General features: G+C 63.6%; 22 protein-coding genes. 7 read left to right on the top strand and 15 right to left on the bottom strand.

What is annotated here, in order from left to right; genetic code table 11:
- Nucleotides 1-39: 39 nt before the first annotated feature.
- The 6 genes from JC607_RS05685 to JC607_RS05710 form a co-directional block, all read right to left on the bottom strand.
- Nucleotides 40-1,065 (bottom strand): prephenate/arogenate dehydrogenase family protein, encoded by a 1,026-nt coding sequence (locus JC607_RS05685; protein ID WP_198835983.1) that lies wholly within the window; start codon nucleotides 1,063-1,065, stop codon nucleotides 40-42.
- The gene (gene hisC, locus JC607_RS05690; protein WP_198835984.1) at nucleotides 1,062-2,147 is read right to left on the bottom strand and encodes a histidinol-phosphate transaminase; all 1,086 of its coding nucleotides are present in this window, start codon (nucleotides 2,145-2,147) and stop codon (nucleotides 1,062-1,064) included. Before hisC ends, JC607_RS05685 begins: the two co-directional genes overlap by 4 nt.
- A 64-nt stretch (nucleotides 2,148-2,211) precedes the next feature.
- Nucleotides 2,212-2,742 carry a TIGR00645 family protein gene (locus JC607_RS05695; RefSeq protein WP_198835985.1) on the bottom strand — a complete coding sequence of 177 codons (531 nt, stop codon included), beginning with the start codon at nucleotides 2,740-2,742 and terminating at the stop codon, nucleotides 2,212-2,214.
- A gap of 298 nt (nucleotides 2,743-3,040) precedes the next feature.
- Nucleotides 3,041-3,661: a 30S ribosomal protein S4 gene (rpsD, locus tag JC607_RS05700; protein WP_198835986.1), complete on the bottom strand. Its 621-nt coding sequence runs from the start codon at nucleotides 3,659-3,661 to the stop codon at nucleotides 3,041-3,043.
- Between the two features lie 224 nt (nucleotides 3,662-3,885).
- Nucleotides 3,886-4,998, bottom strand: a complete 1,113-nt coding sequence (locus tag JC607_RS05705) for a Hint domain-containing protein (RefSeq protein WP_198835987.1) — start codon at nucleotides 4,996-4,998, stop codon at nucleotides 3,886-3,888.
- A gap of 173 nt (nucleotides 4,999-5,171) precedes the next feature.
- Complete coding sequence (locus tag JC607_RS05710; protein ID WP_198835988.1) at nucleotides 5,172-5,729, bottom strand: YqgE/AlgH family protein; 558 nt, start codon at nucleotides 5,727-5,729, stop codon at nucleotides 5,172-5,174.
- 216 nt (nucleotides 5,730-5,945) lie between these two features.
- Between JC607_RS05710 and JC607_RS05715 the strand changes: the two genes are divergently transcribed.
- From JC607_RS05715 to JC607_RS05730, 4 genes are all read left to right on the top strand, one after another.
- Nucleotides 5,946-6,776, top strand: coding sequence for a protein-disulfide reductase DsbD domain-containing protein (locus tag JC607_RS05715; protein ID WP_198835989.1), 831 nt, complete (start codon nucleotides 5,946-5,948; stop codon nucleotides 6,774-6,776).
- 87 nt (nucleotides 6,777-6,863) lie between these two features.
- Nucleotides 6,864-7,406 (top strand): DUF3859 domain-containing protein, encoded by a 543-nt coding sequence (locus JC607_RS05720; protein ID WP_198835990.1) that lies wholly within the window; start codon nucleotides 6,864-6,866, stop codon nucleotides 7,404-7,406.
- A 127-nt stretch (nucleotides 7,407-7,533) separates the two neighbouring features.
- Nucleotides 7,534-9,207 (top strand): acyl-CoA dehydrogenase family protein, encoded by a 1,674-nt coding sequence (locus JC607_RS05725; RefSeq protein WP_198835991.1) that lies wholly within the window; start codon nucleotides 7,534-7,536, stop codon nucleotides 9,205-9,207.
- A gap of 271 nt (nucleotides 9,208-9,478) precedes the next feature.
- Nucleotides 9,479-9,799, top strand: coding sequence for a hypothetical protein (locus JC607_RS05730; protein ID WP_198835992.1), 321 nt, complete (start codon nucleotides 9,479-9,481; stop codon nucleotides 9,797-9,799).
- Between the two features lie 170 nt (nucleotides 9,800-9,969).
- Here JC607_RS05730 and JC607_RS05735 read toward each other — a convergent pair whose 3' ends face one another.
- Entirely contained in the window at nucleotides 9,970-10,305 is a 336-nt protein-coding gene (locus tag JC607_RS05735; protein ID WP_198835993.1) for a DUF1491 family protein, read from the bottom strand.
- Nucleotides 10,306-10,393: 88 nt separating this feature from the next.
- Between JC607_RS05735 and JC607_RS05740 the strand changes: the two genes are divergently transcribed.
- Nucleotides 10,394-10,588, top strand: coding sequence for a hypothetical protein (locus JC607_RS05740; protein ID WP_198835994.1), 195 nt, complete (start codon nucleotides 10,394-10,396; stop codon nucleotides 10,586-10,588).
- A gap of 6 nt (nucleotides 10,589-10,594) precedes the next feature.
- On the opposite strand, the gene era is transcribed toward JC607_RS05740, so the two are convergent.
- The 8 genes from era to folK form a co-directional block, all read right to left on the bottom strand.
- Entirely contained in the window at nucleotides 10,595-11,524 is a 930-nt protein-coding gene (era, locus tag JC607_RS05745) for a GTPase Era (protein WP_198835995.1), read from the bottom strand.
- A 10-nt stretch (nucleotides 11,525-11,534) separates the two neighbouring features.
- Complete coding sequence (rnc, locus tag JC607_RS05750; RefSeq protein WP_198835996.1) at nucleotides 11,535-12,224, bottom strand: ribonuclease III; 690 nt, start codon at nucleotides 12,222-12,224, stop codon at nucleotides 11,535-11,537.
- Between the two features lie 4 nt (nucleotides 12,225-12,228).
- On the bottom strand, nucleotides 12,229-13,038 hold the full coding sequence (gene lepB / locus JC607_RS05755) for a signal peptidase I (RefSeq protein WP_198835997.1): 810 nt from the start codon (nucleotides 13,036-13,038) through the stop codon (nucleotides 12,229-12,231).
- A 217-nt stretch (nucleotides 13,039-13,255) separates the two neighbouring features.
- Nucleotides 13,256-13,657, bottom strand: coding sequence for a holo-ACP synthase (gene acpS / locus JC607_RS05760; RefSeq protein WP_198835998.1), 402 nt, complete (start codon nucleotides 13,655-13,657; stop codon nucleotides 13,256-13,258).
- Between the two features lie 145 nt (nucleotides 13,658-13,802).
- On the bottom strand, nucleotides 13,803-14,555 hold the full coding sequence (locus tag JC607_RS05765) for a pyridoxine 5'-phosphate synthase (RefSeq protein WP_198835999.1): 753 nt from the start codon (nucleotides 14,553-14,555) through the stop codon (nucleotides 13,803-13,805).
- Between the two features lie 150 nt (nucleotides 14,556-14,705).
- Nucleotides 14,706-16,823: a bifunctional (p)ppGpp synthetase/guanosine-3',5'-bis(diphosphate) 3'-pyrophosphohydrolase gene (locus tag JC607_RS05770; RefSeq protein WP_198836000.1), complete on the bottom strand. Its 2,118-nt coding sequence runs from the start codon at nucleotides 16,821-16,823 to the stop codon at nucleotides 14,706-14,708.
- A 100-nt stretch (nucleotides 16,824-16,923) separates the two neighbouring features.
- A complete protein-coding gene (gene rpoZ, locus JC607_RS05775) occupies nucleotides 16,924-17,277 on the bottom strand; it encodes a DNA-directed RNA polymerase subunit omega (protein WP_198836001.1) in 354 nt (117 codons plus the stop codon).
- A 175-nt stretch (nucleotides 17,278-17,452) separates the two neighbouring features.
- Nucleotides 17,453-18,049: a 2-amino-4-hydroxy-6-hydroxymethyldihydropteridine diphosphokinase gene (gene folK / locus JC607_RS05780; protein ID WP_198836002.1), complete on the bottom strand. Its 597-nt coding sequence runs from the start codon at nucleotides 18,047-18,049 to the stop codon at nucleotides 17,453-17,455.
- Nucleotides 18,050-18,174: 125 nt separating this feature from the next.
- Here folK and JC607_RS05785 point away from each other — a divergent pair, with 125 nt between their 5' ends.
- Together JC607_RS05785 and JC607_RS05790 are read left to right on the top strand one after the other, a co-directional pair.
- On the top strand, nucleotides 18,175-18,750 hold the full coding sequence (locus JC607_RS05785) for an NYN domain-containing protein (protein WP_198836003.1): 576 nt from the start codon (nucleotides 18,175-18,177) through the stop codon (nucleotides 18,748-18,750).
- 154 nt (nucleotides 18,751-18,904) lie between these two features.
- On the top strand, nucleotides 18,905-19,354 hold the full coding sequence (locus tag JC607_RS05790) for a YqaA family protein (RefSeq protein ID WP_198836004.1): 450 nt from the start codon (nucleotides 18,905-18,907) through the stop codon (nucleotides 19,352-19,354).
- Nucleotides 19,355-19,396 lie beyond the last annotated feature (42 nt).

Consider the following 19,396-nt stretch of genomic DNA (forward strand, 5'->3'; position numbering starts at 1 on the left):
CCTCCGAACGGAACCGTCTGTGCCCCCGCAGGATGGCGGTCAGGTTCCGGCCCTGTCCGGCGCGTCACTCTCCACCGGGCCAGCCTCGGTCAGACTGGCATCCGCCGAACCGGTCTCATCGCCCTTATGGCGCGCGGCCCGTCCGAAATCCGGTGCCGAAGTATCCTGACCTGCCTCGATGATGCCACGCCGGATTTCACGGGTGCGGGAGAAATAGGCGTGAAGCTGCTCACCCTCGCCCATGCGGATCTGGCGCTGAAGCATGAACAGCTCTTCGGTAAAGCGCCCGAGGATATCGAGCACCGCTTCCTTATTGGTCAGGAAGACATCGCGCCACATGGTCGGGTCCGAGGCCGCGATCCGGGTAAAGTCGCGAAAACCGGAGGCGGAATATTTGATCACCTCTTCCTGGGTGACACGGCTGAGATGGTCCGCCACGCCCACCATGGTGAAGGCGATCAGATGCGGCGTATGCGAGACGACGGCCAGCACAAGATCATGGCGCTTCGGCTCCATCTCATCGACATTGGCGCCGATGGCCTCGAGCAGCGCGCGCAACCGTGCCAGCGGGCCGGGCGCCTGGCCTTCCAGCGGCGTGAGCAGCCACCAGCGGTTTTCAAACAGCGTCGCGAAACCGGACCGGGGCCCGGAATATTCGGTTCCCGCCAGCGGATGGCCGGGGATGAAATGCACGCCCGCAGGGATATGCGGCTGAACTGCCTCGATCACCGCCTCTTTGACCGAGCCGACATCGGTAACCACCGCGCCCGGCTTCAGATGCGGCGCGATCTCGGCCGCGATCTCGCCCATGACACCCACCGGGACCGCAAGCACCACCAGATCGGCGCCCGCGACAGCCTCTGCCGCGCTGTCCGTCACCCGGTCGCAAAACAGCTCCAGCGCGATGGCGCGGGTTTCGGCGGAACGGGCATAGCCGGTGATCTCGTCGCAAAGCCCCTTCGCCCGCAGCGCATGCGCCATAGAGGAGGCGATCAGCCCCAGCCCGATCAATGCAATGCGCGGAAAAGCGGCGCGCGAAGACCCGACCGGCGCGCCTGCGCTCATTTCTGCGCCTTGAACTGGTTCACCGCATGGGCCACGCGGCGACAGCTGGCCTCGTCGCCCACGGTGATGCGCAGGCAATTGGGCAGTTTATAGCCCGAGACCCGGCGCACGATCAGGCCTTCCTTTTGCAGCCAGGCGTCACAGGCCTCGGCCTCATCCGCGCTGGCGAATCGCGCAAGGATGAAATTCGCGGCGGAAACATCGGATGGCACCCCCGCCTCGGCCAGGGCACCGGCAAGCCAGGCCCGCATCCGGGTGTTTTCGCTGCGCGACTTTGCCACCCAGTCCTGATCGCGGACAGCGGCCTCGGCAGCCTCAAGCTGCGCGGTCGAGAGGTTGAAAGGCTGACGGATGCGGTTCAGCACATCGATGATATGTTTCGGCCCATAGCCCCAGCCGACCCGCAAGCCGCCAAGGCCGTAAATCTTCGAGAAGGTGCGGGTCATCACCACATTCGAGCGCGCTTCGATCAGCGCGCGGCCGCCGTCAAATTCCTCGACATATTCGGCATAGGCGCCGTCAAGCACCAGGATCGCCCTTGCCGGAAGGCCGGCAGCCAGCCGTGCGACCTCGGCGGGCGCGATCATCGTGCCGGTCGGATTGTTCGGATTTGCGATAAAAACCAGTTTGGTACGCGGCCCGCATTCCCGCAGGATCGCATCCACATCGGTCATACGCTCGCGTTCCGGCACCTCGACCGGGGTGGCCCCGGCCGCAAGCGCGCAGATGCGGTACATGAGGAAACCATGTTCGGTAAAGATCACCTCATCGCGCGGGCCGGCATAGGCCTGAACCAGCAGATTGATGATCTCATCCGACCCCGCGCCGCAGATCACCCGGGCGGCATCAAGGCCATGGACTTCGGCAATCGCGGTCCGCAGCGCCGCATGATCGGTCGAGGGATAGCGGTTCAGCGTATGCACCGCCCGCTGAAACGCGTCCTTGGCCCGGTCGGGCGCGCCGAAGGGGTTCTCATTCGACGAGAGCTTTACGGCATTTGCCACACCCGCAACCGAAGCCTTACCGCCCTCATAAAGGGCGATATCGAGGATTCCCGGTTGCGGAATGATCGCTTCGGACATCTGTCCCTCCTGCTGTCGTCCGGGTTCTAGCCTCAGGCCGGACGCAAAGCCAGAGGCGAGATGCTTATTTCCGGCTGGAATAGGATTTGGCCTGGAACCAGTCCATCAGCGCCATGAGGACACCCGAGACCACGAAAGTCACATGGATGACGACCATCCAGTAGAGATCGGTCGGGTTGAGCGGCTTGGCATCGCCGATTTCCATGAAGCGCTTGAGCAGCGAGATGCCCGAGATCGCGACGATCGAGGCGATCAGCTTCATCTTGAGCCCGCCGAAATCGACCTTGCCCATCCAGCCGGGCCGGTCCTCGCTGTCGACATCAAGGCGCGAGACGAAATTCTCATAGCCGGAAAACATCACGATCAGCACCAGATTGGCGGCGAGGGTGAGGTCGATCAGGGTCAGCGCGACAAGGATGACGTCTTCTGAGTTCATCGTCATCAGCTTGGGGAAATAATAGACAATGTCGCGACCAAAGATGAAGACCAGCATGATCAGGCTGACCACCAGGCCCAGATACATCGGCGCCATCAGCCACCGGCTGCCGAAAAGCGTCTTCTCGAAAGCCTTCTCGATGGAATTCGGGGCGGTCATAGGGCGGAAACTCCTGTTTGCACCCGGGCTTCTTAGCGGGGCTTTGCGTAAAGAAAAGCACAAAGCGGCCGACCAAGCGAACTGTCGCAACCGCGCAGGGGGCGCTGCCCCCGACCGCCATTCCGGCGGCCTCCCCCGGGATATTTAAGGACAGAAAATGAACAGATCTGTTTTCTGTCCTTAAATATCCCCGCCGGAGGCACAGGCAGTCAGCCAAAGGCGCGCCAGCCGCGCTTTTGCGCAAAAGAAAAGGCCGCACAAACAGCGCGGCCTCTCCGAAAACGATGATCTGGTGGGATCAGTTCTTAGCGTAATATTCGACGACCAGGTTCGGCTCCATGACGACCGGATAGGGCACGTCGGAAAGGCCAGGGGTGCGGACCAGTTTCGCGGTCAGCTTCTGATTGTCGACTTCGACGTAATCCGGAACGTCACGCTCGCTCAGAGCGATGGCTTCGGCAATGATCGCGAGCTGGCGCGATTTTTCACGCACCGAGACCACATCGCCTTCACGCAGGCGGTAGGACGCGATGTTCACCGGCTTGCCGTTCACCAGCACATGGCCGTGGTTCACGAACTGACGGGCTGCGAAGATGGTCGCAACGAATTTTGCGCGGTAGACCAGCGCGTCGAGGCGGCGCTCGAGCAGGCCCACGAGGTTCTCGCCGGTGTCGCCGGTGACGCGCTCGGCTTCACCATAGATGCGGCGGAATTGCTTTTCGGTCAGGTCGCCATAGTAGCCTTTCAGCTTCTGCTTGGCGCGCAGCTGGGTGCCGAAGTCCGACAGCTTGCCCTTGCGGCGCTGGCCGTGCTGGCCGGGGCCGTATTCACGCTTGTTGAGCGGCGACTTGGCGCGGCCCCAGATATTCTCGCCCATACGGCGGTCGATTTTATGTTTGGCAGCGGTCCGTTTGGTCACGCTGATCTCCTTCGGTTATCGCCCGTTGCCGGGCCTGGGAAGGGCGTTGTCCTTTCCCCCTTTTCCTTGCGGATGCCTTGCGACGGGGGCGACAGGGTCTTTCTTGCGAAAGCCACCAACACCAATGAAAAGCCCCGGGCGTTAACCCGGGAGCGTGGCGGGCTTATACATCCCGTGATGGGGGAGTCAAGCGCGCGGCTGCCGCGTTTTCAGCATCCCGTCTCTCAGCCGCGCGCCTCATGGAGAAACAGCGCCGCTTCGGCCGGCGTCAGGCCGCGGCGGGCAAACCCGCCATAGCGCATCGGATCCTCTGCGATCCCCGGCAGCAGCGCAGAAAGGCTGCGATAGTCACTGTGGCCGAGCCCCGCCGGTTCAGCCTCTCCGGGATGGAAACTGTCAGCGCCCAGACCATTGGCAAAGAGGACCTCATGCCGGCCAAGCAAGATATGGTGGTAGGTCACCTCGCGCAACGCGAGATCTGCGCGGATGCGGTGATCGTCGACCAGGTCGCCGGCCCTGACCAGCACCTCGTCGCAATTAAACAGCGCCCGCGCCACCCGGCCCTGCATCAGGATACGGTGCGACGGAGAGACCAGCAGATCGCCGTCAGGCCGGCCTTCGCCAAAGCCCCCCTCTCCGAGAGCGCCATCGCAGATCCGGATCGGCCGCAGATGCGGCATGGCATGCAACCGTGCGCCCGACATATGGCGCTGCCCGGTCCAGATTACCTCCTGCGCGCCATTGTCGCGGGTGATCACCAGATCGCCGGGACGCAGGGTCTCAACCGCGACCTGGCCCGAGGGCGTCAGGATACGCGTGCCGCCGGTAAAACAGATCACGCCCGCCCTTGCGCGGGTGGTTTCCAGCGAGACACGGCTGCGCACCAGCCAGAGGTCACGATCCTTCGGCGGCATCGCACCCGCAAAGGCCAGGAGCCAGCCCGCCGGATCGGCCGGCGACAGATCGCTCTGACCCTGCAGCACGGTGGCCGTCCAGCACCTGACGCCATCGGTAACGACGAAGCACTGCCCCGCAAGACCGGGCTCGTCCGATGCCTCGGCCCCGTGCAGGGCGGCGCGCAGCGCCCGGACCGGTCCGGGCACCGCCGGCAGTCCCGTGAGCCGCCCGACAATGCGGGAGGCGCGCTGTCTGATTTCGGCCATCCCCAGGGCGTCTTCCAAAAGCAGGATGTCGCGCGGCGCGTCCACACGCATCGCGTCCCCCGACCAGCGCCATGAGACCCCGGCCGTCATCAGCACCGGCAAGGCCGGTTGATCGCCATCTGCTTCCGTCTGTGCCCAGGAAATGACGAACGTAGCCCGTGAGCCCGTTGTCATGCCTGTCTGCCTGCTCGTTCTTTTGTTTTATGGCAACAGGATAGCAGGGCGCGAATCGTCACGCTACAGAAATCTGACGGTCAGTTTTGGGCAGGAACGGCGCGCGGAATCGGGTCAGGCGCCCCTGGCCTGCGCCCGGCCTGGCCTGCGCCCGGCTTCTTGCCTGACCAAAGTCACGCGCGGCCCGCAACCGGCGAAAGCGTCAGCGGGTCAATCCCGTTCATCCGCATCGCCCGCCCCCATTTGCCGCCATCGACCGGGTCGAAGATCAGCTCTGGCCCGGCCTCGGCAATCAGCCAGTCATTCCGGAGGATCTCGCTTTCCAGCTGCCCCGCGCCCCAGCCCGCATAGCCAAGCGCCAGCAGCGCCTGCTCCGGCCCGGCACCGCGCGCCAGCGCCTCGAGGATGTCGAGCGACACCGACAGGCGCAGGCCGCCCGGCAGCTCCATCACCGGGGTCTCACCACCCTGCCAGTCGGGCGAATGCAGCACGAAGCCGCGTCCGCGCTCGACCGGCCCGCCCTGGCGGACCGAGATGGGCCGGGCCGATGCCGTGGGCGCAATGCCCAGATGTTTCAGCAGGTTATGGAAATCCAGATCTGCCGAGGGCTTGTTGATGATCAGCCCCATCGCGCTCTCTGGCCCATGGGCGCAGATCAGCACGACCGAATGCGCGAAGCCGGGGTCTTGCATCCCCGGCATGGCGATCAGAACCTTGCCTGCAAGTTCCATGGCACACCTCCGTCCTTAAGGATGGGGTGCAAAGCGCCGCCGCTCAAGGGAAAGCACGGGTCCGGGCTGTAAATTCCGCAGGAGCAGGGCAGCGGCGGTCAGGACATCCCGCACTTGTGGCATCCCGGTCGCTGACTGCGGCGCTTTGGCCACAGACACGGTGTCGTCGCCAGGTTGTGATTTCACACCGCCCGGCCACCGCCTATTTTGGGCGCCATGACCAGGAAACTCCCTTTCGCGCTTGCCGCCGCCTGCCTTGCTGCCCTGCCCTTTGCGGCCATGCCCATTGCGGCACTGGCGCGCGATACGTCGCAGGACCAGGTTCTGAAGGCTTCGGTTCTTGATGGCTGGACCACGGCCCAGGGCACCCGCATGGCGGCGCTGCGGCTTGATCTCGCGCCTGGATGGAAGACCTATTGGCGCAGCCCCGGCTCGGCTGGCATCCCGCCGCAATTCGACTGGTCCGGGTCAGAGAACCTGAAATCGGTTCGCATCCACTGGCCCGCGCCCAGCGTGTTCCATACCAACGGCATGCAATCCATTGGCTATAAAGAGCAGCTGGTCCTGCCGGTCGAGCTTATCCCGAAAGACCCGACCCGCCCGATCCGGCTTGACGTGTCCGTTGATATGGGCATCTGCCGCGACATCTGCCTGCCTGCCGAAGTCGAGCTGAATGCCGGGCTGATGATGCCCGGCACGCGCGACCCGCTGATCGACGCGGCGCTGGCGCGACAGCCGAAGACCGGCAAAGAGGCCGGGCTCTCCTCCATCACCTGTGCGGTGGAGCCGATCGCGGATGGGCTGCGCCTGACCGCCTCGATCGCCGTGCCCGTACAGGGCAAGGCCGAGACCGTCGCCATCGAGACCACCGACCGGACGGTCTGGGTGTCAGAGGCGGTCAGTTCGCGCCAGGGCAAGGTGTTGACGGCCGTGGCCGATCTGGTGCCGCCCACCGGTCAGCCCTTCGCACTTGACCGCTCGGGCGTCACTGTCACCGTCATCTCCGACAGCGGCGCGGTCGAGCTGCGCGGCTGCCCCGGCGGCTAAAGGCCGCCCTTTCCCTCATCTGCGGCCAGGCATGCGCCGCAGTGACAGGGCTTGCGCCGGTTCTGTATGCGAGGTTCCTTTGCCGCCATGACCCGTTTTCCGCGCCTCACCGCCCTTTTGCTTTCCGCGCTGCTCAGCCTCCCGTCGGCGCTGCGGGCCGAGACCATTGCCGCGCCGCAGCTGTCGGACAGGGTTGCTGCGGTGGAATGGGGCATTTTCTGCGCCCTGAAAGCGATGGACCGCGCCCCTGCCCCCGACACGATTGCCGGCTGGCTGCATGTGCCGCGCGACCGGATCGAATTTCACTGGCCCGATGAAAATGTGGTCCCCGCAAGCATCGGCCTCGCCTTCGGCATCCGCGTGATCGCCGCCCCGGGCGAGGTGACCGCCAATGCCGAGGCCCGCATTTATCGCCCCGGCCGTGCAAGGCCCGAGACCTGGGTCACCTCGATCACCGATTCGGGCGAAGTGAACAGCTTTTTCCGCTTTGACGAAGAGGACGAGCTGATCCCGGGCATCTGGGCTTTCGAAGCCTGGGATCAGGGCACGCGGCTTTACCGCGTCGAATTCGAGGTGGTCCCCGCCGCGGCGCGCCCGGATATCGCGAATGCCTGCGGTGCAACCTCGTGACAGATTTCATCACGACATTTTAGAACCTGCTACAGCTTCACGACGAAATGATATTGCGCTGCGACTGCGAAGGCGCTAGGGATTCGGGCGAAACCGGACCTCATCCCAGCCAGTATCGGAGCCAGTCATGCCCCATGATGGTCAGCCCGCCACCCAGACCTCTGCCGCGATCCTGCTTCCCGATCTGAAGGCGCTGACCGCCGCGAGCCTGCCCGGGCTTGACCGGCTTTTCGCCGAGGCGCGCGAGGCCCTGCGGGCAAAGGTCAGCACCGGCGGCAAGATCAGCGCCGCCGCGCTCGAGACCCATCAATATGCCGCGCATGCGCTGTCCTGGCTGGCCACCTATGTCGAGGCGCTGCGCCAGCTCGATGCCTGGGCCGGGCGGCTGACCGAGCAGGGCCGCTTTGGCGAGATCGAGGCGCTGATCCTGCAGATCGGGTTTGGCGAATACCTGGCGCAGATCCGGGGCGGCATCCCGATGAGCCAGACCGAGATCGCCCGGCTTGCAGATCTGGGGCTGGACTATGAGCCGGGGGCCGAGGCGCTGATGCTGGCCGCTGAGGGCAATACCCCGGCGGCGCGGGCGCGGCTGGTCACGCTGATGCGTGAAGACAAGGCACGGGCGACCTTTGGCGCCTCGGGTCTTGATGACGAACTCGAGATGATCCGCGACCAGTTCCGCCGCTATGCCGATGAAAAAGTGATCCCGCGCGCGCATGACTGGCACCTGAAGGACGAGCTGATCCCGATGGAGGTGATCGCGGAACTGGCCGAAATGGGCGTGTTCGGGTTGACGATCCCCGAGGAATTCGGCGGCTTTGGCCTGTCGAAAGCCTCGATGGTGGTGGTGTCCGAAGAACTGTCGCGCGGCTATATCGGGGTCGGATCGCTTGGAACGCGGTCAGAGATCGCGGCAGAGCTGATCCTGTGCGGCGGCACGCCCGAACAAAAAGCGCAATGGCTGCCGAAACTTGCAAGCGGAGAGATCCTGCCGACGGCCGTGTTTACCGAACCGAATACCGGCTCGGATCTCGGATCGCTGCGCACCCGCGCGACCCGCACGGATGAGGGCTGGGAGATCACCGGCAACAAGACCTGGATCACCCATGCCGCGCGCACCCATGTGATGACGCTGCTGGCGCGTACCGACCCCGACACCACCGACTGGCGCGGGCTGTCGATGTTTCTGGCCGAGAAGACGCCGGGCACCGATGAGGCCCCCTTCCCGACGCCCGGCATGACCGGCGGCGAGATCGAGGTGCTCGGCTATCGCGGCATGAAGGAATATGAGCTGGGCTTTGACGGGTTCAAAGTAAAGGCGGAAAACCTGCTGGGTGGTCAGCCCGGCCAGGGCTTCAAACAGCTGATGCAGACTTTTGAATCAGCGCGGATCCAGACCGGGGCCCGCGCGATCGGCGTGGCGCAGTCGGCGCTGGAGACGGGGCTGCAATATGCCGAAGACCGCAAGCAATTCGGCAAATCGCTGGTTGAATTCCCGCGGGTGGGTGGCAAGCTCGCGATGATGGCGGTCGAGGTGATGATCGCGCGGCAGTTGACCTATTTCGCAGCCTGGCAAAAGGATCACGACAAGCGCTGCGACCTTGAGGCAGGGATGGCGAAGCTGCTGGGCGCGCGGGTGGCCTGGTCGGCGGCGGATAACGCATTGCAGATCCATGGCGGCAATGGCTTTGCGCTGGAATACCGTATCTCGCGGATCCTGTGTGATGCGCGGATCCTGAACATCTTTGAAGGGGCTGCTGAAATCCAGGCCCAGGTCATCGCGCGGCGCCTGCTGGACTAGGGTCAGGGCCATTGAGTGTGATCTTGCCGGGGTGCTTCAGAGGGGATCAGGAGCCCTTCTGAAGAGCGGTCTTTTCGGGCAGTCTGCGGTGCAGATGGCCGGGCATGCGCCCTGCTTCGCCAAGCGCCACGGCCGTCCGGAAGTCGATGACCGCCGGGTTCTGAGTGGCATGATCTGCATCAGTCGCAGCGGGTTGCGCACTGTGACTCGCCCCGCAAATATGGCCCGCCAAAGTCCTCTGTAACCGCTGGAAACATGGGAGCCGGATCGGGTGTTCACCCGGATCACGACGGGCCTGGCTGCCATCGCGAAGGCGATCCTGATCGATGTGAGCCGGCACATGCCATACGTTTCGGTGGAGCTGCGCAAGTATCTGAATGCCCATTGCACGGCACCCATCATGCGGGTCAGAGAAGAAGGCCCCGCAGGCGGGCCAGCCGCCCGAAAGGCGGGTCGGATTCTGGCGGGTTGGCTTCTGGCGGGTCGGATTCTGGCAGATCGGGGGCAGGATGCCGGCGGCTTCAGACATGCGTCGAAAGACCAAGGGGACAGGGGCCTGCCTCCCTGGCCGGAAGAACGCAGTCCGCATTGACAGGCGCCGCACCGTTTTGCGCCGTTCCGGCTTTTTCGGCTGCCCCCCCGGGATCGGGGTCGATGCCGCCCCCTTTCACACGTGCCAGAATCTGGCGCATTGCATCGGGGTGGCGGTGAATGTGGCGACCGGCACGCCCGCCGCATCAGAGGGCCCACCGCATCAGAGGGTCAGTCGCCGGCCAGGCCCGGCTCCTCCAGCAATGTCCGCCCGGCGCGGTCCTCGATCTCGATGATCCAGAGGTCGGGGTCGCGGGCACGGGCGCGGGTCAGCGCCTCATCGACCTCACGCTCAGGACCGCTGGCATAGGTCATCCACTGCCGTCCGCCGCTCAGCAGATCGGTGCGGCGTTCAAAGGCCTGAGCCTCTCCGTTCAGCGTGGCGAGTTTCACCATCACCGCTCCCGCCGTCGTATCCCCTCTGGCCGTCACATAGGCCGGGATATCTGCAAGGTTAAGCCGGCGCAGATAGGCCTGGACCCAGAATTCGGCGGTGAGCCTGGTCATTTCGCGGGCCTTTCACAAACCCCTCCTGGCAGGATGCTTCTCCCGCCCTATATCCCTGATAGCAGGCCAGGCGGAGGGAGGCGAGCGAATGAAATACCGCGCACCGGGTGGGGCCGTGTTCGCCCTGATCACCGCAGCAATCGCCGCTTTCGCCATGAAGCGCGATCCAAAGGGGCTGGGGCAGGACCGGCTCCTCGACAGATCATCGAAGGCCATCGGCATCGGTGGCGTGATCTGGCTGACCTGGTCGGCGCTGAAACGCGGGTTCAGGCGCGGCGCCTGAACCCGCTCAGGCGTCGCCGTCTTTGAATTCAAGCCCCATTTCGGAATAGCGCTCTTTCTCTTCCTGCCAGTTCGGGCGCACCTTGACCTGGAGGAAGAGATGCACCTCGCGGTCGAGGAATTCCTTGATTTCAGCCCGCGCCGCCTGGCCGATCGACTTGATCGTCTCGCCGCGATTGCCGAGCACGATCCCCTTATGGCCATCCCGCGCCACATAGACGATCTGGTCGATGCGGGTGGAGCCGTCCTTGCGGTCTTCCCATTTCTCGGTCTCGACGGTCAGCTGATAGGGGAGTTCCTCATGCAGCCGCAGCGTCAGCTTTTCACGCGTCATCTCAGCCGCGATCATCCGCAGGGGCAGATCAGCCAGCTGATCCTCGGGGTAGAACCAGGCGCCTTCGGGCAGCTCTGCCGCCAGCCATTCCCGCAGATCCTGCACCCCATAGCCCTTTTCGGCCGAGATCATGAAGGTCTTTGCGAAAGGAAAAGCGCCGTTCATTTCTTCGGCGAGGGCCAGAAGGCGTTCCGCCTTCACCTTGTCGATCTTGTTGATCGCCAGCGCCACGGGGCGGTCTTTCGGCAACTCACCCGCCAGCCGCTCGATGATCGCCTTCGCGCCCTCGGTCAGCCCACGATGCGCCTCGATCAGCAGAACCACGATATCGGCATCTGCCGCGCCACCCCAGGCGGCTTTTACCATGGCGCGGTCCAGCCGGCGGCGCGGACGGAAAAGGCCCGGAGTGTCGACAAAGACGATCTGGGTCTGGCCTTCCATGCAGACGCCACGAATGCGGGTACGCGTGGTCTGGACCTTATGCGTCACAATGGAGACTTTCGCGCCAACCATGCGGTTGAGCAAAGTCGATTTACCGGCATTCGGCTCGCCGATCAGCGCGACAAAGCCGGCACGGGTGCCATCGGATTGGGGTTCGGTCATTGCCGGTATCTCAGTCATTTCCGGCCTCCAGCCGTTTCAGCAGCGCTGCTGCTGCAATTTGTTCCGCCGCGCGTTTCGAGCCGGCCTTCGCCACCTCTCCCGCGCCATTGTCCAGCAAAACGCTGACCGTGAACAGCGGCTGATGATCAGGGCCAGAGCGGCCGGTCTCGGTATATTTCGGCGGCGCCATACCACGCGCCTGGGCCCATTCCTGCAGCGCGGATTTCGGATCGCGTGCATCGGGTTCAACCGCGCCGACCCGCCCGCCCCAGAGCCGGAGCACGAGATCGCGCGCCGCGTCGAACCCCGCATCCAGATAGACGGCGGCGATCAGCGCCTCGGTGGCATCGCCCAGCAAAGCCTCTTTGCGGCGCCCGCCCGAAAGCATCTCGGACCGGCCCAGCCGCAGCACCTCGCCAAGCCCGATCTCGCGCGCCACCTCGGCGCAGGTTTCCTTGCGCACCAGCGCATTGAAACGCGGCGCAAGCTGGCCTTCGCTGGCGGCCTTATCGGCTGCTAGCAGCGCCTCGGACATCACAAGGCCCAGCACCCGGTCGCCCAGGAATTCCAGCCGCTGATTGTCTGGCCGCGTCGGCGTGGCAATCGAGGGATGCGTCACCGCCCGCACAAGCAGCTCACCACGCGCAAACTCATGCCCGATGCGGGTCTGGAACGCCTTGAGATCGGCAGAGAGCCGCATGGGCTCAGTTGATCCCGAGGAAGAAGCGGTCAGCCCGCCAGGTCCAGAAATACCACAGGCTGGCGCCGGCAGAAGAGAAGACGATGCGATCCGCGCGGCCGATCAGATATTCTGCAGGCACCATGCCGATACCGCCCTGAAGGCCGGGCTGGAAGCGCGAATCCTGGCTGTTGTCGCGGTTGTCGCCCATGAAGAAATAATGCCCGTCGGGAACGGTATAGACATTGCTATTATCGGGCAGGCCTGCGGTATCCTTGATGTTGAGCACCGGATAGGAGCGGGTCGCATCCCCGTCGCCGGTCGGCAATGTCTCGATCGAGCGCGATTTTTCGCAGGTGCCATTGAGGCCGACCGCGCCATTCTCGCATTGCGGGTAGTTCTTCATCGGGCCCTGGGGGCCATAGGTTTCAGTGAAGATCCCGTCCGGCACCTGCGGCACTTCGGTGTCGTTGAGGAAGACGCGGCCGTCCTTCAACTGGATCCTGTCACCCGGCAGACCGATCAGACGTTTGATATAATCATCGCCGGTATAGGGGTTGCGGAACACGACCACATCGCCGCGCAGCGGATCGGAGGCCAGAATGCGGCCCTCAAAGGGGCAAAGACCGAAGGGGCAGGAATATTTGGAATAGCCGTAGGCCATTTTGTTGACGAACAGGAAGTCACCCACGAGGAGCGAGCTTTTCATCGATTCCGACGGGATCCAGAAGGGCTGGAAGAACAGCGTCCGGAACAGACCTGCGATCACCAATGCCCAGAAGACAGTTTTGATCGTCTCGACGATGCCGCCGCTCTCGCCTTTTGCCTTCGCCATCTTCACAAGCCTTCCGCGCTGTATCGGGCCGCTTCTTGCGCCGGGGGGGGCGACCTGTCAAGCCGCGCCCGGTTTTGCCGGAGTCAATTGCCGGTGTAGAAGCTGGAAACGGGGGGGGCCGTGCCCGGCCTGCGCCTCCGGCGGGAGTATTTGGATCAAGAGGAAAGACCTGCACCTTCCTCTTGACTTAAATACTCATTCCTTATGCCATTGTCTCTCAGCGCAGCGGCCGCGCTTCTATCACCACAAAGGCCTGGGCCCAGGGATGGTCATCGGTCAGGGTCACATGAATCAGCGCCTCATGGCCCGGCGGCGTCATCTGCGCGAGCCGTTCTGCCGCCCAGCCGGTCACCGCCATCACCGGCTGCCCGGTTGCAAGGTTTGAGACCGCCATGTCTTTCCAGGAAATCCCCATCCTGAGCCCGGTGCCGAGCGCCTTGGAACAGGCCTCTTTCGCGGCCCAGCGTTTGGCATAGGTGGCAACGGTCTCGCGCCGCGCCTCGGCTTTTTGCTGTTCTCCTGCGGTAAAGACCCGGTTGCGAAAGCGGTCGCCATGGCGGTCAAGAACCTGGCCGATGCGTTCGATATTCGCGAGGTCTGTGCCGATGCCAAGGATCATCATTGTCTCATTTCAGCCTTACTGTGACGTCGCGGGTTTCGGGCGCCTTTCGACGATGAAGCCAGTATCCCATGGCGAGCGTCCTGCGGCGAGAGCAATCCTCAATGCCGGGACCATTCGGTTTCAGCCGCTCAGGCCCGCGCTGTCACCACTGACATGCGGCATCGATGCGGCGGCGCATTTCCTCGATCGCGGGGCCGAGGCCGATATAGACCGCCTCGCCGATCAGGAAATGGCCGATATGCACTTCGCGCAGGTCCGGGATCGCCGCCACGGGGTCGATATTCTCATAGGTCAGACCATGGGCCGCATGGGCTTCGAGCCCGAGCCCGGTCGCAAGCACTGCCGCCGCGTGCAGCGCGCAGATGTGGCGCTCTGCCTCCTCCTGGCGGCCCTCGGCATGGGCAATGGAATAGGCTCCGGTGTGGAACACCACGATCTGCGCGCCACTGCGCGCGGCGGCTTCGATCTCTGCGCGCGTCTCGCCGATCAGAAGCGCGGTCCGGATCCCGGCCGCGCGCAAGGTGCTTATGGCAGCGCGCAGCCCCGGCTCATCGGCCAGAATGTCGAGGCAGATATCGGCCCGGCTCCCGTCCGTCGCCCCGGCAACAAGGCAGCACGAAGCGGGCCGCAAACGCGTCAGCAGCCCGAGCATCGCGGGCACCGGCGCGGCATTCAGATGCAGCGGGATACCGAGCCCGGCGGCCAGCGCTTCGATATCATCCTCCGAGAGATCGCGGCGATCTGCGCGCAACCGCGCCGATATGCCATCCGCCCCCGAGGCTTCGGCGAGCAGCGCGGCCCTCAGGGGATCGGGCCAGTCATTGCCGCGCGCATTGCGCAGCACCGCCACCTGATCGACACTGATGCAAAGCCTCAGCCTGTCGCGCGCAGCCATTACCCCTCCTGAACCCTGCCGGGCATGCGCCCCGGCCGCCTGTGGTCTGTTACCCTGGCCCCGGGCCAGCAGCGCCGGCCCAAAGGCCCGGCTGGCAATCCCCGGGAGGTTAAGAACTTTTCCGCCTGCCTGCAATGCGGCGCGATGGAGTCAGGGTTTGCGTGACAGATCGCGGTGGCGCGAGATCTGCGCCACATCGGTATCGGCCTCGAGCGCGGTCATCACCATATGCAGATGCTCGACATCGCGCAGATCGACCTCGGCCAGCAGCCGGAAGAAATCCGGTTTGCGGTCGGTGAATTTCAGATCCGAGATATTGGCCCGCTGTTCGCCGATCAGGGTGCAGACCCGTCCGAGCACGCCCGCATCGTTGGAAATCGTCAGTTCCAGCGTTACCGAATGGATCGGCGCATGGCGGCCGGTCATCCATTGCAGATCGACCCAGCGTTCGGTCTGGCTTTCGAATTCCTCCAGCGCCGGGCAGTCGATGGCATGGGCCACAACACCCTTGCCGCGATAGGTGATGCCGACGATGCGCTCTCCGGGCAAAGGCTGGCAGCAGGGGGCGCGACGGAAGGCCTGATCATCCTCCAGCCCGACCACGGGGCGCTGGCTGTCAACCTGCGGCTCGCGGTTGGTCACGAGTTCAGGATAGAGCACTTCGACAAGGCGGCGCGCGGTGATTTCTGCCGATCCGACGCGCGACAGCAGTTCGCTTTCATCAGGGTAGCCTAGGAGCTTGGCCGCGGTGCGGATCGCTTTTTCGCTGGCCTTCTTTCCGACATGTTCAAAGGCCGCCCGCGCCAGCTCCTGGCCGAGTTTGACAAAGCGGCCACGGTCTTCTTCGCGCAAGGACCGCCGGATCGCGGCCTTGGCGCGACCCGTGGTCACGATATCCACCCAGGTCGGTTGCGGGCGCTGACCTTCGGCGGTGATGATCTCGACCGATTGTCCGTTTTTCAACCGGGTCCAGAGCGGGACGCGGATGCCATCAACCTTGGCCGAAACGGTGGAATTGCCGATCCTGGTATGGATCGCATAGGCGTAATCGAGCGGCGTCGCCCCGCGCGGCAGCTGGATCACATCGCCCTTGGGTGTGAAGCAGAAGACCTGATCGGAATACATCTCGAGCTTGACGTTTTCGAGGAATTCGTCGTGGTCTTCCTCGTCCAGACGCTCGGTCATCTGGCTGATCCAGCTTGCGGGATCGACAGCAAAGGGGTTCCGGCCCAGCACGCCCTCGCGGTAGGACCAATGCGCGGCCACACCGGATTCAGCGACCTCGTGCATCTCGCGGGTGCGGATCTGCACCTCGACCTTGGATGCCGCGCGGCCCGAGACCGTGGTATGGATCGAGCGGTAGCCGTTGGATTTCGGCTGGCTGATGTAATCCTTGAACCGCCCCGGCACCGCGCGCCAGCGCTGATGGATCACGCCGAGGATCCGGTAGCAATCCGTGACCGAGCCGCAGATCACCCGGAAGCCATAGATATCCGACAGTTGCGAGAAGGCGAGATCCTTCTCCTGCATCTTGCGCCAGATCGAGTAGGGCTTCTTGGCGCGCCCGTAGACCATCGCCTCGAGACCTTCGCGGTCAAGTTCCGTGCGGATATCGGCGGTGATCTTATGGACCACATCACCGGTTTTCTTCTGCAAAGTCACATAGCGGCGGATGATCGAATTGCGCGCATCGGGGTTGATGACGCGGAAGGACAGGTCCTCCAGCTCTTCGCGCATCCATTGCATGCCCATGCGGCCCGCAAGCGGTGCGAAGATTTCCATGGTCTCGCGGGCTTTTTGCACCTGCTTTTCCGGCTTCATCGACTTGATCGTGCGCATATTGTGCAGACGGTCGGCAAGCTTGACCAGGATCACCCGCAGATCCTTGGACATGGCCATGAAAAGCTTGCGGAAATTCTCGGCCTGTTTGCTCTCGGCGGAGGAAAGCTGCAGGTTCGTCAGCTTGGTGACACCATCGACCAGCTCAGCGACGTCGGGGCCGAACTGGTCGGCGATCTCGGTCCAGGTGGAGCGGGTGTCTTCGATCGTGTCATGCAACAGCGCAGTGACGATCGTATCATCATCCAGCCGCATCTCGGTGAGAATGGCGGCGACGGCGACAGGATGGGTGAAATAGGGCTCGCCGGATTTGCGATACTGCCCCTCATGCATCCGGATGCCGTAAGCATAGGCGCGGCGGATCAGATCAGCATCAGAGCGCGGATTGTAGTTACGGACAAGGGCGATAAGGTCTTCTACGTCAATCATTACCGCCTCGCGCATCCGTCGCAGAAGGCCTGCGGGGCCGGGGCCCCGCCTGCTGCATCAGGACAGCTCAGGTTAGCTGCTCAGCCACCGCTTTTCAGACTCAGTTTTCGCCCTGGGCTTCCATGAGGGCGCGGAGCAGTTTTTCTTCCGACATGTCGTCTTGCTGCGGACGGTCGATCTCGCCCGCCATCAGAAGCGCCATCTGGTCTTCTTCCGGCTCGTCGACCTCGATCTGGGTCTGGAACGATTCGATCATCCGCTCGCGCAGAACTTCGGCCGACTGGGTCTCGTCCGCGATCTCGCGCAGCGACACGACCGGGTTCTTGTCATTGTCGCGGTCAACAGTCAGCGGCGCGCCGGTGTTGATCTCACGCGCACGATGGGCCGCCAGCAGCACCAGCTCAAAGCGGTTCGGAACCTTGTCAACGCAATCTTCGACCGTCACACGGGCCATGGGTCAGTCACTCCAGGGTTCGGGCCCGGCAAAAGCCGGGCGCAGCGCCGGCGGTCTTCGGATGTTTGCCCAGACGAGGACAGACACCTGAACGGGCCAGGCTCTCGGAAAAGGAACATTTAGGCGGATTTCGCCTTGCTGACAAGCGCTGTCAACAGGAAATCCCGATCACTTCTCACGTCACATCGATCCGTTTCACCGCCTCGCGGTCTTCTTCCGGCAGGGCGGCCAGCATCTCGCGGACGGTCAGCCCCAGCAGAGGATGACGCCAGTCGGGCAGGATCTCGGCCATGGGCACCAGAACAAAGGCACGATCCTGCATCCGCGGATGCGGCAGGATCAGCTGATCCGGCGCCCGCTGCGCCTGTTCAGCGGCGGAGAGATTGCGCCAGAGCCCCTGGGTTTCCACATCGGGCAAAACCGAATCACCCCAGGCAATCAAATCAAGATCCAGCGTCCTTCCGCCCCATCTCTCCTGCCGTTCCCGCCCGAATTTCGCCTCAATTCGATGCAAAATCGTCAAAATCATGGCCGGATCGGTCCGCACATCCACGTGAGTCAAAATGATTGCGTTAACATAATCAGGGCCCGCCCCCCGGGGGAAACAGGGGGTACTCCAGAAGCTGCTTGCCCCTGAAATCGTTAACGCATCCTCGCTGATTGCGGTCAGGGCAGACCGGAGTGTTTCCACCGGAAACATGTCTGCGAATGGCAGGTTTGCGCCGAGCGCTATAACAACAGGGGTTGCAGGTTTGTCGCCGATCAATTTCATACCGTATCGTTTACCAGTCGCATCATGTCTCGAAAACACTTTTCAGTCCGCGCCGGATCCATTGATTCATCGGGGTCGGCTGTCGGCGTTTTCGATACTGCTGTGACTGTTCGAGGGGAATGAGAATGTTTTACAAAGACGAACGGCTCGCGCTGTTCATCGATGGATCGAATCTTTACGCGGCTGCAAAGGCGCTTGGGTTCGACATCGACTACAAGCTTCTGCGTATGGAATTCATGCGTCGGGGCAAGCTGCTGCGAGCATTTTACTACACGGCACTTCTGGAAAACGAGGAATACTCGCCGATACGTCCGCTGGTGGACTGGCTGCACTATAACGGCTTTACCATGCGGACCAAACCGGCGCGGGAATATACGGACAGCCAGGGCCGCCGAAAGGTGAAGGGCAATATGGATATCGAACTGGCTGTCGACGCGATGGAACTCGCGGCGCGGCTGGATCATATCGTGCTCTTCTCGGGTGACGGGGATTTCCGGCCTTTGGTCGAAAGCCTCCAGCGCCAGGGCGTCCGCGTCTCGGTCGTCTCGACCATCCGCAGCCAGCCGCCGATGATCTCGGATGAATTGCGCCGTCAGGCGGATAATTTCATCGAGCTCGACGAGCTGCGCGATGTGATCGGCCGTCCGCCGCGCGAGCCGCGCCCTGCTGATGGCGAAGAGGTCACTGTCGGCGCGCGCTGAACCGCCCCACTGATCTGGCCCGCATCCGGCACTGTTCTGCTTTCCCCCGACCTGAGCCCTCGGGGGGAATGCCAGAAAAGCGCCGCCATGCCGGGCATTTGACACTTGCCATAGGGCGCGCTTCTCTCCAGAAGCGCGCCCTATGGATTTTCTGATGACCCTGGGTCTGGCCGGCCTCGCGCTGGCGGCCTTTATCGCTTCCACGCCGCTGCCGATGAATTCCGAACTGGTCTTCATTGCCCTGCAAGGCGCGGGGCATGGGCCGGTTCTCCTGGTGCTGGTGGCGTCAGTTGCCAATATCCTCGGCTCCTGCGTCACCTATTGGTGTGGCCTGCGGGGCGAGCGCCTGCGCGGCAGCCGCTGGTTCCCCTTCACCGATGAGGGGCTGATCCGCGCCCGCGCCTGGTTCTCCCGCTGGGGATTGTGGTCCCTGCTGCTCAGCTGGGCGCCGGGCGGTGATCTGATCGTGGCGCTTGCCGGGCTGATGCGGGTCCATCCGCTGCTGTTCCTCGCTTTGGTCACCATCGCAAAAACCGCCCGCTATGCGGTGCTCGCGCTGATAGGGGCCGGGATGCTCGACAGCTTTTCCGGCGTTTTCCTCTGAGGTTTTTTCGGGCAACTGAGCGCCTGCGGGGGCTTGCGGCAC

Source organism: Paracoccus sp. IB05, assembly GCF_016405985.1.
Taxonomy (GTDB): domain Bacteria; phylum Pseudomonadota; class Alphaproteobacteria; order Rhodobacterales; family Rhodobacteraceae; genus Pseudogemmobacter.

Excerpts from the sequence above, each read along its gene's own strand:
- JC607_RS05685 (WP_198835983.1), bottom strand. The coding sequence starts at position 1,065 with ATGAGCGCAGGCGCGCCGGTCGGGTCTTCGCGCGCCGCTTTTCCGCGC.
- hisC (WP_198835984.1), bottom strand. The coding sequence starts at position 2,147 with ATGTCCGAAGCGATCATTCCGCAACCGGGAATCCTCGATATCGCCCTT.
- JC607_RS05695 (WP_198835985.1), bottom strand. The coding sequence starts at position 2,742 with ATGACCGCCCCGAATTCCATCGAGAAGGCTTTCGAGAAGACGCTTTTC.
- JC607_RS05705 (WP_198835987.1), bottom strand. The coding sequence starts at position 4,998 with ATGACAACGGGCTCACGGGCTACGTTCGTCATTTCCTGGGCACAGACG.
- JC607_RS05710 (WP_198835988.1), bottom strand. The coding sequence starts at position 5,729 with ATGGAACTTGCAGGCAAGGTTCTGATCGCCATGCCGGGGATGCAAGAC.
- JC607_RS05715 (WP_198835989.1), top strand. The coding sequence starts at position 5,946 with ATGACCAGGAAACTCCCTTTCGCGCTTGCCGCCGCCTGCCTTGCTGCC.
- JC607_RS05720 (WP_198835990.1), top strand. The coding sequence starts at position 6,864 with ATGACCCGTTTTCCGCGCCTCACCGCCCTTTTGCTTTCCGCGCTGCTC.
- JC607_RS05725 (WP_198835991.1), top strand. The coding sequence starts at position 7,534 with ATGCCCCATGATGGTCAGCCCGCCACCCAGACCTCTGCCGCGATCCTG.
- JC607_RS05735 (WP_198835993.1), bottom strand. The coding sequence starts at position 10,305 with ATGACCAGGCTCACCGCCGAATTCTGGGTCCAGGCCTATCTGCGCCGG.
- JC607_RS05740 (WP_198835994.1), top strand. The coding sequence starts at position 10,394 with ATGAAATACCGCGCACCGGGTGGGGCCGTGTTCGCCCTGATCACCGCA.
- era (WP_198835995.1), bottom strand. The coding sequence starts at position 11,524 with ATGACCGAACCCCAATCCGATGGCACCCGTGCCGGCTTTGTCGCGCTG.
- rnc (WP_198835996.1), bottom strand. The coding sequence starts at position 12,224 with ATGCGGCTCTCTGCCGATCTCAAGGCGTTCCAGACCCGCATCGGGCAT.
- lepB (WP_198835997.1), bottom strand. The coding sequence starts at position 13,038 with ATGGCGAAGGCAAAAGGCGAGAGCGGCGGCATCGTCGAGACGATCAAA.
- acpS (WP_198835998.1), bottom strand. The coding sequence starts at position 13,657 with ATGATCCTTGGCATCGGCACAGACCTCGCGAATATCGAACGCATCGGC.
- JC607_RS05765 (WP_198835999.1), bottom strand. The coding sequence starts at position 14,555 with ATGGCTGCGCGCGACAGGCTGAGGCTTTGCATCAGTGTCGATCAGGTG.
- JC607_RS05770 (WP_198836000.1), bottom strand. The coding sequence starts at position 16,823 with ATGATTGACGTAGAAGACCTTATCGCCCTTGTCCGTAACTACAATCCG.
- rpoZ (WP_198836001.1), bottom strand. The coding sequence starts at position 17,277 with ATGGCCCGTGTGACGGTCGAAGATTGCGTTGACAAGGTTCCGAACCGC.
- folK (WP_198836002.1), bottom strand. The coding sequence starts at position 18,049 with ATGAAATTGATCGGCGACAAACCTGCAACCCCTGTTGTTATAGCGCTC.
- JC607_RS05785 (WP_198836003.1), top strand. The coding sequence starts at position 18,175 with ATGTTTTACAAAGACGAACGGCTCGCGCTGTTCATCGATGGATCGAAT.
- JC607_RS05790 (WP_198836004.1), top strand. The coding sequence starts at position 18,905 with ATGACCCTGGGTCTGGCCGGCCTCGCGCTGGCGGCCTTTATCGCTTCC.